13 protein-coding genes are annotated in these 12790 nt (G+C 53.4%); 11 read left to right on the forward strand and 2 right to left on the reverse strand.

Annotated elements, in window-relative coordinates:
* Positions 1-201: 201 nt before the first annotated feature.
* The gene (locus tag JFL75_RS05870) at positions 202-1149 is read left to right on the forward strand and encodes a nucleoside hydrolase (protein WP_215625755.1); all 948 of its coding nucleotides are present in this window, start codon (positions 202-204) and stop codon (positions 1147-1149) included.
* An 18-nt stretch (positions 1150-1167) separates the two neighbouring features.
* Positions 1168-2259, forward strand: coding sequence for a nucleoside 2-deoxyribosyltransferase (locus tag JFL75_RS05875; RefSeq protein WP_215625756.1), 1092 nt, complete (start codon positions 1168-1170; stop codon positions 2257-2259).
* A gap of 284 nt (positions 2260-2543) precedes the next feature.
* On the opposite strand, the gene JFL75_RS05880 is transcribed toward JFL75_RS05875, so the two are convergent.
* Positions 2544-3338, reverse strand: a complete 795-nt coding sequence (locus tag JFL75_RS05880) for a GntR family transcriptional regulator (RefSeq protein ID WP_215625757.1) — start codon at positions 3336-3338, stop codon at positions 2544-2546.
* Positions 3339-3499: 161 nt separating this feature from the next.
* Here JFL75_RS05880 and JFL75_RS05885 point away from each other — a divergent pair, with 161 nt between their 5' ends.
* The 9 genes from JFL75_RS05885 to JFL75_RS05925 all read left to right on the forward strand — a co-directional run bounded on the left by JFL75_RS05885 (position 3500) and on the right by JFL75_RS05925 (position 11439).
* Positions 3500-4531 carry an ADP-ribosylglycohydrolase family protein gene (locus JFL75_RS05885; RefSeq protein WP_215625758.1) on the forward strand — a complete coding sequence of 344 codons (1032 nt, stop codon included), beginning with the start codon at positions 3500-3502 and terminating at the stop codon, positions 4529-4531.
* A complete protein-coding gene (locus JFL75_RS05890; RefSeq protein WP_215625759.1) occupies positions 4528-5433 on the forward strand; it encodes a carbohydrate ABC transporter permease in 906 nt (301 codons plus the stop codon). Before JFL75_RS05885 ends, JFL75_RS05890 begins: the two co-directional genes overlap by 4 nt.
* Positions 5430-6266, forward strand: coding sequence for a carbohydrate ABC transporter permease (locus JFL75_RS05895; protein WP_215625760.1), 837 nt, complete (start codon positions 5430-5432; stop codon positions 6264-6266). Before JFL75_RS05890 ends, JFL75_RS05895 begins: the two co-directional genes overlap by 4 nt.
* A 24-nt stretch (positions 6267-6290) precedes the next feature.
* A complete protein-coding gene (locus tag JFL75_RS05900) occupies positions 6291-7649 on the forward strand; it encodes an extracellular solute-binding protein (RefSeq protein WP_215625761.1) in 1359 nt (452 codons plus the stop codon).
* Positions 7650-7715: 66 nt separating this feature from the next.
* Complete coding sequence (locus JFL75_RS05905) at positions 7716-8540, forward strand: HAD family hydrolase (RefSeq protein WP_215625762.1); 825 nt, start codon at positions 7716-7718, stop codon at positions 8538-8540.
* Positions 8537-9403: a sugar phosphate isomerase/epimerase family protein gene (locus tag JFL75_RS05910; protein WP_215625763.1), complete on the forward strand. Its 867-nt coding sequence runs from the start codon at positions 8537-8539 to the stop codon at positions 9401-9403. The genes JFL75_RS05905 and JFL75_RS05910 overlap by 4 nt, the downstream gene beginning before the upstream one ends.
* A 23-nt stretch (positions 9404-9426) precedes the next feature.
* On the forward strand, positions 9427-10560 hold the full coding sequence (locus tag JFL75_RS05915; RefSeq protein WP_215625764.1) for an SIS domain-containing protein: 1134 nt from the start codon (positions 9427-9429) through the stop codon (positions 10558-10560).
* Positions 10561-10570: 10 nt separating this feature from the next.
* Positions 10571-10975: a secondary thiamine-phosphate synthase enzyme YjbQ gene (locus tag JFL75_RS05920; protein WP_215625765.1), complete on the forward strand. Its 405-nt coding sequence runs from the start codon at positions 10571-10573 to the stop codon at positions 10973-10975.
* Positions 10976-11025: 50 nt separating this feature from the next.
* The gene (locus tag JFL75_RS05925) at positions 11026-11439 is read left to right on the forward strand and encodes an EamA family transporter (protein WP_251106223.1); all 414 of its coding nucleotides are present in this window, start codon (positions 11026-11028) and stop codon (positions 11437-11439) included.
* Positions 11440-11453: 14 nt separating this feature from the next.
* Here JFL75_RS05925 and JFL75_RS05930 read toward each other — a convergent pair whose 3' ends face one another.
* Positions 11454-12572: a lipid II:glycine glycyltransferase FemX gene (locus JFL75_RS05930; RefSeq protein ID WP_215625767.1), complete on the reverse strand. Its 1119-nt coding sequence runs from the start codon at positions 12570-12572 to the stop codon at positions 11454-11456.
* Between the last annotated feature and the right edge of the window lie 218 nt (positions 12573-12790).

Raw genomic sequence — 12790 nt, forward strand, 5'->3', positions numbered from 1 at the left:
ATCCTCCATTATGCAACAAAATATTTGAGTCTTTTTGAAATATCGGCAGTTTACGGGAGGCCCTTACAGGTATTTATTCTCAGTCCGGTTTTATCGCCGGCCGCCTGTTCAGCAGGCTTTTCAGTTTTTTCTATCCATAGTTGAAAACTTATGATAATATGTATATATGTTATCGGAAAGATTACGCATAAGGATGTTTCCATGAAAAAAATACTTCTCGACTGCGACCCCGGAATGGATGATTCCATGGCCATTGTTTTGGCCGCTAAATCCCCGGATATAAACCTCCTGGGGATCACCGCGGTGAGCGGCAACTATCCCGTGGACGTGACCAGCGCCAACGCCCGGAAGGTTCTGGAAATGATCGGATGTACCGGTATTCCCGTGGCCCGGGGCATGGCAAAACCCATGGTCCGCAACCCGCCGCCGGACCCTTTTACCCACGGAACCGACGGCCAGGCCGAGAATTTTCTGCCCGAACCGGAAATGCCCCTGAGCAGTCTCCACGGAGTCGATCTTATCATCGAGACGGTAAAAAACAACCCCGGGCAAGTAACCATTGTCGCCACGGGGCCCATGAGCAACATCGCCATGGCTTTCGCCAAAGCACCGGAAATAATTCCCCTCATACCGGAAATTATCGCCATCAGCGGGTCCTTCGGGCTGAATGATTACGCCTTCATCAACGCCACCGGGGATACGCCCCAGAGTGAGTGGAATGTCTATGTCGATCCCGAGGCCGCGGAAATGGTCTACACCAGCGGTGTCCCCCTGACGGCATTGGGTCTCGATGTGGCCACCCATTTTGACGTTAATTTTTCTCCCGAAGATATTGAATGGTTCCGGTCCAGCCCCAGAAAGGAGGCACGATTCCTTGCCAGGGCAATAGATTTTGTAGGGAACCGGGGGTTTGATGCGTACTGTACCATCATTGACTGCATGGCCGTGGGTTACGCCATTGACCCTACCCTGGTAGAAACCATGAAAGGCCGGGTGGGGATTGAAACGAAGGACGGGCTGACCCTGGGGATGACTGTCCTTGACCGGCGCCATCACCACGTATGGACCCAGCTCCCGGAAATTTCCATCGGGAAAAAAGCCGACCACGGCCGTTTTCTGGAACTGGTTTCAAGCCTGGTTCTGGCCTGAAATACGGGAGGGAAACAGATGAATCGGTACGGTGAATTGGGACTCTACATCGCGGGGCCGGAATGTTTCTATCCCCGGGGATATTCTCTGTGGAACGCCCAGAAAAAACTCGCGGAGTATTACGGGTTCAATGTGGTGTTGCCCAACGATACCCCAAAAAAACTTGACCACGAAAACCTGCGGCTCAACGCGGATGCCATATTCGCGAACCTCAAGGAGGTTATCAAAGAAACTGGAATCATCATCGCGGATCTGGAACTCTTCAGGAGCACCGAGGCCGACGGCGGAACGGTCTTTGAAATGGGGATGGCCCACGCGAAAGGGGCGCTCCTGTACGGCTATACCCGGGATAAGCGGGCCATGGTACAGAAAAACCAGTTCTGCGCCATGGCGGAGAACGGTGGCGTCAGGGCCCAGGATGGGCAGATCCACCGGTACGCGGACCTGCCCTTTGCCCCAAGCATCGTTGCTTCGGCAATGATTGTAGAGGGTGATTTCCATGATTGCCTCAGGGCGGTGATGAGTGATCTCGACGAACGCAAAAAGCGGGAATACCTAGGGGGTGCCGCTGCCTGTTCTGCGGGAGCAACGATTCCGGAAAGACCCGGGGATTCCGAGCCGGTAATCTTTTTATCAGGCCCCGGCCGGTACAGCGATAACGCCCGGGAACGGTACGCGGAAATGGTCCGCCGATGCAGACAGTCCGGATTCAAGGCAGTGACCCCGCTGGACGGACTGGATGAGATTGAACTGCAGACACCGGATCCCCTGGAACGGGCGTGCCGGCAGTTTTCCCTCTGGCAGCGGCACGTACGTAACTGCGACATATTTCTGGGGGATATCGGGGATTTTCACGGGTGGGAACCCTGCAGCGACACGGCCTTTGAAGCGGGCGCGGCATGGATGCTCCGCAGGGAATGTTACTGCTATATGCCCGATACCAGCCCCATGATGGAACGGATACCCAACATCGGCGGCCTCGACTGGGCGGGCAATATCGTTGAGAATTTCAACTACCCGGTAAACCTGATGTTCGCGTCATCCATGCCCGTCCTCCAGGGAAGCTTTGAGGATGTACTGGAACAGATAGTTAAACTGCGTTCAAAGTAATCAGGGGTAAGTAATACATCCTGTCACCAGCGCCGCCCCATACAGGAACAGCGTTCTCCCCGCCCCGGCCACGTACAGGGCCTTCCGCGGTATACAGCCACCCGCAGCACCGAAGCATGGGGCCGGACTGGTAACGCGGGGTGCCTTAGAATATGGGCTCTGAGCGACTTTCGAGGCCGCTGGCCGACACGGAGCCAGAGCCCATATTCTACGGCAGGCCCCCCGGACCTTGTTTACACCATGCTTCGGTGCTGCTGATTATCAGGTATACCGCAGATACCCTGCTACGGCCCCATGACGAAACCCTGGTCCGTATGGTGCAGGGTAAAATGGAACCGTACCTTATCACCGAGCCAGGCGGTCTGGGAGTATTCCACGGGACGGCCGTCGGAGAGATAGGAAATTCCCTTAATAAGAATCAGGGGCGCGTCATAGGTACTGCGGAGAAGCTCGTACTCCGACTGGGTGGGCCGGACCACATCGAGGTAATCCTCCACCCGCACCGGTGTTATGCCGTACCGTTTCACCAGGGTTTTTGACAGGGAATTGTCGATGAGCCCGTCCTCAGCGAATTTAGGAACCAGACTGTCGGGGAGCCAGGATTTCCCGATGGCAATCGGCTTTTTATCGAGCAGGAAAAGCCGCTTCATGTAAATGACTTTTTCATTGTCCCGGAGCTTGAGGCTTTCGTGTATTTCCGGAAAAGTGGAAACGAGCCGTTCCAGCTGAAGAACCTTGGCGGTCATGGTGTTTTTCCCGTAGCTTTCCTGGGTCATCCGCCGGCCGGAAACGAGGGTATAGCTGAGATCATGCACAAAAGGGGAAGGAACGGCATTGATGATCGCCGCCTTGCCCCGGTATTTTTTGATTATTCCGTCCTTTTCCAGTTCCGCCAGGGCCTGCCGGAGGGTAATTCTGCTGACATCGTATTGGGTGGCAAGCTCCGACTCCGAAGGCAGGGACTGATGGATGGCCCATTCACCTTTGGTAATCCGTTTTTTCAAATCGAGCTCGATCTGGTAATACACCGGTATCGGCGAATCCCTGTTGATTGCGACAGAATAACCGTTCTTTTCCATATTCTATCCTTAATATAAAGATACCATGTTTTCAATACTATTATTTCCCGCCGTGAATTAATTCAGGGGAAATGTTCTTATACAGAAAAACTTTTGTTGACATACATTATAACATATAATAACATATATACAAGTTTACAGGATAAATTTCCGGAGGAAATATGGAAACAGCACCATTTGAGCGGGTTGCGGGAAGCCTCTACGGAATGGCAACCGGGGATGCCCTGGGGGTCCCTACCTCATTTCTGACACCGGAACATATCCGCCGGGTATGGGGATGGGTTGATACATTCTATCCGCCCGAACCGGGCCATATTTTCCATGACGGACTTACCGCGGGGGAGTTTACCGACGATACGGAACAGGCCCTGGCGCTGATAAAATCCTTTACCAGGGAACGGCGGGTCGTTCCCGAGGATGTGGTCCGGGAAATTCTCGCCTGGGCCGAACGGGTAAAGGACAAATACGCCAGCCCCCTGGGCCCGAGCACCGAACGGGCGCTCAAGGCCATTGCCGCGGGGGCGCCGGTCACCGAATCGGGCAAATGGGGCAATACCAACGGCTCGGCCATGCGGATAAGCCCGGTGGGTATCATTCACGGTCTGCGGGGTTCTTCCTGTGAGGAACTCGTACGGGATGTATACCTCACCTGCCTGCCGACCCACAACACGACGGTATGTGTTTCCGCCGCCGCCGCGGTTGCCTGGGGAGTCGCCTGCTGTATCCGCGGGGAACACAGCGTTCAAACCATTGTTGAAGAAACCATGAGAGCCGCGGATTTGGGAAAACAGTTCGGCCACGAGATTCCCGCGGCATCCATATCCGCGCGTATTGCCCATATTCATACCATGATTGCGGAACGGTCTAGTGACGAACAGGCGGCCGCGGATATCTACGCCCTGTTCGCCGGGGGTGACCTGGCGGCGGATTCCATACCGGTCGCCATAGGGCTCTTTGAACTTGGGAAAGGCGATCCGAAACGGGTCAATGAGCTCTGCGTTAATTTCGGCGGTGACTGCGACACAAACGCCGCCATGGCCGGAGCCATGGCCGGAGCTTTTGCCGGGATAGAGGCCGTTCCCGCGGAATGGCGCGAGACCGTACGGACCGTTAACAAGGTAAATCTTGAACAATACGCCCGGGATCTTATTACGCTTGCCCCGGAATGGAAAACAGGGGAGATACAGCCATGAGCGGTCCTTCGCCGTATGCCCTGAACCGGAGTCAGCGGTTCAAGCGGAAGCTGGAACCTTTCTTATATTTGCTGCCGGCAATACTTTTTTTCGGCCTGTTTACCTATTATCCCTTTATCAATACAACCATAAACAGCTTCTTCCTGGTTGATTCCATGGGAAGAATAAAAGCCCCGGTGGGATTCGAAAATTACATCCGGGTGCTGACAAACCCGAAATTCCTCCAGGCAATAAAAAACACCTTCCTGTACGCGTTTATGGCGGCGCCCCTGAGTATTTTCATCGCCCTCCTGCTGGCATTGGTGGCCAACAGACGGCGGCTGGCGTCTTCCGTATACGAAACTCTGTTTTCCCTGACCATGGCGATGTCCATGTCGGTGAGCGCCATGATATTCCGCCTGGCTTACAACCCCACCATCGGCGCGGTCAACTATCTGCTTAACACCCGGATAAACTGGCTCAACGATGACCGGTACGCCATGGTTGCCATCAGCGTCATATCCGTGTGGATGAATATCGGCTACAACTTCCTGTTCCTCCTGGCCGGAATCAGGGGTATCTCCAGTGAAGTTCTTGAAAGCGCCGAACTTGACGGAACGTCATTGTTCAAACGAACGGTTCACATCATTCTGCCCATGATATCCCCTACCCTGTTTTTCCTGATCTGCACGGCCCTTGCCAAAAGCATGATGATGTCGGGCCTGGTTCTTATCTTTACCAATTCCGGGAGCATCGCCACCACCGCCAATGTCGAAACCATGATCTCATTTATGTACAAACAGGCGGTGAACAATCTTAATTACAATGACGCCTACGCCGCGGCGATGATTGCCTTTGCTATCACCTTCATCCTGATACTGATCAGTTTCCGGTTTGAAAAGAAAGGGGTGTATTACAAATGACCAAGGCACGGGCAATAAAACAGACAAAGAGTGTTCTGTACCAGGCGTTCGCGATTTTCCTCGGATGCGTCATAATCCTCCCCATCATCTACGCGCTGCTTATTTCATTCATGCCGGCGAACCAGATTCTGCGGCGGCCCCCGACATTCATTCCCAAAACCTGGATACTGGATAACTACCGGATGGCGATATCAGCCACAACCCTGGGCCGGTTCATGATCAACTCGCTGATCATCGCGGGAGTCTCCAGTATTATCCGGGTTATTACATCGGCCATGGCGGCCTACGCGTTCGTATTTTTTAATTTCAAATTCAAGAATATTATTTTTATGATCTTCCTGGGAACAATAATGGTTCCCTCGGATATTGTGCTGGTAACCAATTACCGGACCGTTGCCAACCTCGGTCTGATCAACACCTACACCGGCATGATGATAATATTTTTCTGCTCCGCCACGAACATTTTTATGATGCGGCAGTACTTTATGACGTTCTCGACCAGTATAAAAGAAGCGTCCACCATTGACGGGTGCGGCAATTTCCGGTTCTTCATCCAGATTCTGCTGCCCCTTTCCATGCCGGTGATGACCACGATTTTTATTTCGTCATTTATCAGTACCTGGAACACCTATCTGTGGCCCATGCTCGTTACGAACCAGAACAATATGCGGACCGTCCAGGTCGGGGTTACGATGATGAACTTTCCCGACGGGGTTGTCTACGGCCCGATCATGGCCGCTTCAATTCTTGTGCTTTTGCCTACACTGCTGATCTTCGTCATCTTCCAGAAGAAGATTGTCGGAGGAATCATGGGTGGGGCTGTGAAGGAATAATTTTTTGTTCAGGAGGGAAACCACATGAAACGGCTAATCACAGCGGTTCTCGCAATCTGTCTCCTCGTTCCCGCGGCGGTTTTTGCCGGCGGTTCGAAGGAAGGCACCGGCGCTCAGGACGGCATGATTCAGATTGAATTCTGGCATACCATGTCAGGAGTAAACGGCGGTGCCATCGACAAACTCGCGGAAAACTTCAATTCCACCATCGGCAGGGAAAAGGGCATCATCGTAAAATCGGTATTCCAGGGCAACGATAACAGTGAAAAACTGAAGACCCTTGCCCAGGCCGGGGACTTCAGGAATTTCCCTGATATCGCCCAGATAGCCGGCGCCGGAATACCGTCGGCCATAACCTACGAGCAGCTTGTACCGGTCCAGAGTATGTTCGAAAAAGGCGGATCAACCCTTACCCGGGACGAAATTGAGCCGAACATGCTCAGGGCGTACACATACCGGAATCAGCTGGTGGGTATGCCCGTAAGCTGTTCCGCGATTCTCCTGTTCTACAACCAGGATATGTTCCGTTCAGTGGGACTCGATCCCAACAGGCCCCCCGCCACGATCGCGGATATGGCCCAGGCAATTTCGAAACTGATGATTAAAAAGGGCAGCACCGTGGATCGGTATGGACTCAATGTCGCTGTCCGGCGGTATCAGCTTTCCAATTTCATCGGCGGCCAGGGTACGGGGAATTATTTCGGTGACAATGAAGGCGGACGGACGGCGCCCATGACGCGGGTTACCTTCGGCGACGACGGTACCCTGATGGCGTTCCTCAATGAATGGGAAAAGGTCATCAATACCGGGGGATACAAACCGGTGGAGGACAATATAAACGAAGAATTCGCCCTGGAACTTTTCGGCATGGCCATCATGTCCACGGCCCGGATCGGGATAGTTACCAATCTGGTGCAGGATAATTTTAAGTGGGCCGTGGCGCCGCTCCCCAAAGTTAAAGCCACCGACACCGGAGGAATTTCCGTGGGCGGCTCCTGCGTGGTTATGTTCGATCCGGCCAAGGACAGCAGCCGGGTGAACGCCGCCTGGGAGTTTGTCCAGTATCTCGCGTCCCCGGACGCGCAGTTCCAGTTCCACAAAGACACGGGATACATTCCGGTGAACCGGAAAGTGTATGAGCTCCCTGGAGTTGACCAGTGGTTCGCGGCAAATCCCAGCTACAAAGTAGCGGTGGATGCGATCCACGCGTCGAATCCGATTGTCCAGGAACCCTTTGATATTATCAACTGGGAAATTGATTCCGTCATCCGGGAACACATGCTGAATTTTGCCACCGGAAAAGAAACAAAACAGCAGTGCCACGACGCCATAGTCCGGGAGTGCAACGAAAAACTCGCGGCCTACCACAGGGCTAATTCGTAGCGGCGATTACACCCGCCCCGGCTGCCAGGGCATGCCGGGGTTATTTTCAAAATACGGAGTGCTGTGTTGATTAAACTGGTTGTATGCGATATAGACGGCACGCTTATCGGCGCGGATGAGAATCTGCATGAAAAAGCATCGGAACTTACGAAACGGCTCGACGCGGAACATATTCTTTTTTCCCTGGCCACAGGCCGGGCGGATTACCTTGTTTCCCGGTACGCGGAACAGCTCGATATTTCTGTTCCCTATATTACCTGCAACGGAGCCGCGGTTGTTTCCGGCGGACGGCGCCTGACGGAGAAGCTCATGGACGCCGCACCGCTGGAAGCGGTGATCACCGAGGCGGACCGGCTTGGGCTTTCCATCGTGTACAGCCTCGGCGGCCGGGAATCGGTCTGGCGGGAGACTCCCTGGATTCTCGAATCCCGCCGCCGCTACGGCCGCTACGGCCGGGTGCACCGTTTCTCCCGGGAAGAATGGGCGGACACGAAGCTCGACAAAGTTCTCATATTGGATGAAAATAAAGAAGGGAAAATCGATACTATCGAAAATCACTGCCGGAGACTTTTCCCGGATTACGGTTTTACCCGGTATATCGACTGGTCCGTGGAAATAGTTGCCGGAGGGGTGAGCAAAGCCCAGGGCCTGAAGGAACTGGCCGCACTGCTTGGGATACCTCTGGACGAGGTGCTTGCCATCGGGGACCACCAGAATGACATTGAAATGATCACCGCCGCAGGACAGGGGGCTGCCGTAGGCAATGCCACCGCGGACCTGAAAAAAGCGGCGGATTACGTATGCAAAGCCGAGGCCCTGGACGGTGTAATAGAAGCGGTAAACCATTTCTGTTTTTCCGGGCGGCAGCTCAGGAAGGTACCGAACCGATGAGACTTTCAACTTCAACATGTTTGGTTTTCAACCGCCCCGGGGGACGGAAAGCCTCAATAGAAGACTGCATCCGCCTCTGCGCCGGGGCAGGCTATACCGTTATGGATATGAATTTCCATGACTGCGCTACGTTTGAAACCCCGCTGTGGCACAGCGGATGGGAATCATGGGTCCATACAATCAATGAAACGGCCCAAACATACGGCATTGAATTCTCCCAGGCCCATTCCCATTTTTACAATTACTGCGATCCCGCCATAACCGGCAGGGATGTATATGATGAAAAAATCAGGCGGGGGATTATCGGCGCCGGGATCCTCGGAATACCGTGGACCGTAATACACGCCGCCACCGACTTCGGTTCCGCCACTCCGGTGGCTTCTTCAAAAAAGAAGGCGCTGGAATATTTCAAACCTTTGCTTGAACTGGCCGCGGAACACAATGTGGGAATCGCCATAGAGAATTTATGGGAGCTAAACATTTCACCCCAACGCCGCTATACCACCACAGCGGAGGAACTGGTCGATCTCGTTGACTCACTGCCTTTCAGTAATGTGGGTATATGCTGGGATGCGGAACACGCGGATATCATGCAGCAGGACCAGCTCGCGGCTCTCAGCCTTGTGGGGGACCGGCTTAAGGCGACCCATATATCCGACAACAAGGGACGGTACTTCGACCATCTGCTTCCATTTGCGGGCACCACAGACTGGCCTGCTGTTATGAAAGCTCTTAAGGCCGTTGGATACAGCGGAGACTTCACCTACGAAGTTCTCCATTATATAGACAACACCCCCGATGAACTGGTTCCCGGGGCTTTGCGCTACAGTGTGGATATAGGGAACTATCTTCTATCGTTATAGACAATACAATCTGTGAGGAAACCATGGAATTTGACAATCCCCTGCGGAGACAGGTGTTCAGCCTTCCGGACCTGATCCGGGAGCAGTACAAAGATCTCGAACCGAAGATCAGGGAAACCCTTTCAACCCCTGAAATCTACAGCATTCAGCGGATAGTACTGACCGGATGCGGTGACTCTTATGCGGCGGTATACGGTATGCGGTACGCCTTTGAGGAACTTACGGGTATACGGACCGAAGTGGTTCAGACCATAGAACTGAGCCGCCACTACAATAAAAAATACCTCGGTTATGCTCCGAACAATCCCCTGGTAATCGCGGTGAGCAACTCCGGAAAGGTTGCCCGCCTCGGGGAAGCCATAGACCGGGTCAACAAATACGGAGCGTTTTCCCTGGGCATAACCGGGGACCCGGAATCCCCGGTGGGTACAAAGTCGAAGCGGATTGTCCGGATGGAAATCCCAAAATTCGAAAGCGCCCCGGGAACGCGGACGTACCTGGTTTCACTCCTGGCGCTGCTCCTGATAGCGATCCGCATCGGTGAGGTAAAGGGAAAGTTTACCATGGATACCGCCAAGGCGTACCGCAAAGATATCCTTGCCCAGGCGGACGCGCTGGAAGACACGCTTCCGGCCATGGATACGGAAGCCCTTAAAACAGCAAAAACATGGAAAGACTTTCCCGCCTTTGATTTTATCGGTTCCGGCATGGATTACGCCACCGCGTGGTTCGGAACGGCGAAGGTTTTTGAGGCCACCGGCGCATTCGCCGCGTCGGTAAACACCGAGGAATGGCTCCATCTTAATTTCTTTATGCGGGACAACGAACGAATAGGAACCGTGGTTGTTATCAGCAAAGATAATCCCGCGCTCAGCAGGGCAAAGGAAGTAATCGCCTATGCCCGGGAACTGGGACGGCCCCTCATGGTCATCACCGACGGCGATGAAGCGGATTTTAACGTCCCCGCGGTCTACTGCAAGGTCCCGAAAACGGAACTGTCTTTCTGCGGCCTGCTTACCCAGTTTACACCCCTCTGCCTCCTCATGGGGTACATACAGATCATGATCGGCGAACGAAGCGGCCGGGGCTGTGAAGGCCCCTGGAGTTTCAGCAAAGGCGCGGCCTGTGTCCGTTCCAGTGAAATAATAATCCTATAGGAGTTTTGCCATGTTCAAGCAATTCCCCGTGGAAACACAATTCAACGATGTGGTATCCATCACCGACCGGGTCCTGGAAATTGTGGCGGAAAGCGGGGTACAGAACGGAACCTGCATCGTATATATCCCCCACTCCACCGCGTCCGTAACCGTAACCTCCCCCTGGGACCCCAGGGGATTCGAGGATATCCAGGATGAAATTTCCCGGCTCATTCCGACAAAGGTTAATTTCAAACATCAGCATGATACGCCCCAGGACGCTGCCGGCCACGTAAAATCTGCGATCATGGGAGTCTCGGTATCCCTGATAATAGACCTGGGGAAACTCATGCTCGGCAGTTCCCAGGGTATTTTCTTTGTTGAATTTGACGGCCCCAGGAAGCGGCAGGTTTACGTAAAAATCAGTTCCGATTAGGAGTTTCCCGCCGCATTGCCATTCGGCCGGGAACACAATATACTTTTCTCATTATGTGGATTGTTTACGCAGTACTGTCCGCGGTGTTCGCATCACTCACAAGCATTCTTGCAAAGATAGGATTAAACGGCGTCAATTCCCATCTGGCGACGGCGATCCGGACGGTGGTGGTGCTGCTCTTTTCCTGGGGCATGGTTTTTATTGCCGGCGCCCAGAAAGGAATCTCTTCCCTGTCGCGGCAGAATATTGTTTTCCTGGTTCTGTCGGGAATCGCCACAGGGGCTTCATGGCTTTTTTATTACCGGGCCCTGCAGATCGGTGATGTCTCCAAGGTAGTGGCAATTGATAAATCAAGCCTCGTTATCACCATTGTTCTTGCGGCGATTCTGCTTAAGGAACCCTTCACCGTCAAGACGCTGATCGGAACCGTGCTCATGGCCGCGGGAATATTCGTACTGATGTAAAACCCAGACCCGGGCTAAACGTTGAATCCGGGGGACGCCGCTTCCTTGCACTGGTACTGCATATACAGTTTCTCGTCATAGGGATAATCCCAGGCGCCCTGGCGGTGCAGCATTCTGCCGCCGAACCCCTTTTTAAACCGGTAGAGTCCGTGCATGGGATGTTCCGGTTCCGGCGCCGGAGCGACACCAAAAAAATCATAGCTCGTGCAGGAAACATCCTTTGCTTTTTGTATGGCGTACCACTGCAGCGCGTAGGGGGCCATATAGTTCCGCCGGTCATCCGAAGAGGCTCCGTACAGATATGTGGCCCGGTCCGAAGATGTAGCCATAAACATTGCCGCCAGCGGTGTCTCATCCGCTTCGGCGATCAGGAGACTTATCGAGGTGTCCGGTACTGAACCCGACTCTATTCCGATGGATTTTCCGGTACTCCTGCTTTTAAAGAGCTGGAAAAAATAATCGGAACCGTGGTTTTGGATACTGTTTCTGGCGGCGGTCACGGAATACAGGGTATTCCAAATACCGATATCCCTGCAGGTTCCCTCCCGTACGGTAACCTGATGCCGCTCCGCGAGACGAATGTTGTACCGCGTTTTCGGGTGCATTTTTTCCAGCAGTGATTCCTGTTCATCCCGGATATCCAGAATAATAGTATCGTTGGGCAGGTAATTTGATGAAGCCTTGCGGAGGCCGGTCCTTTCAACACCCCAGTTCATCCTCAGTTCCTGCAGCCGTGTCTCGGGCGGGCCCAGCCATTCGTTTTTTTCATTGTACCGTCCGGGATCATCCGCGTAAGGTGATTCCCAGGGTATATCCCAGCGCATGAATATGCAGGAATTTCCCAGATACGGATACAGCTGTTCGGATAATTCCGCCAGATATACGCCTTCCGAAGTTTCCTCGGGAATAGTCTCAGGTCCGTAGGGCGCGTATGCCATAAAACGGCCTTCACCGAGGTTCTTTTTGAGAATCAGGACATCACCGATGGTACGGTTCCCGAACTGTATATCAAAGGCCAGCGGTTCCCAGCCAAGACCGCCCTTTACGGAACTCCAGTAACTCGTCTGCTGCAGAAGCCGTGATTCGTATAGTTTTCCGGAGGATTTTTGTAGTATATCGATTTTCACAGACATACCTCGAAATCGTATTTTTTGCTCACAAGCCCCGGGGAACACCCCGGCAATAAAAAAGAAACCAGCAGTCTGCACAAGCACAGCGACTGCCGGTTTCTTTCATCTATAATACAGCATCCGGTAAAACAAAGCAAGGTGCGGGGGATCACCAAGTCTGACAGGCCGGAAAGCACCCGTATTAACGGGACTTCGAGGCCTGCCGGGAAAAAACGGATACC

It is taken from the genome of Breznakiella homolactica (assembly GCF_016616095.2).
Lineage (GTDB): Bacteria > Spirochaetota > Spirochaetia > Treponematales > Breznakiellaceae > Breznakiella > Breznakiella homolactica.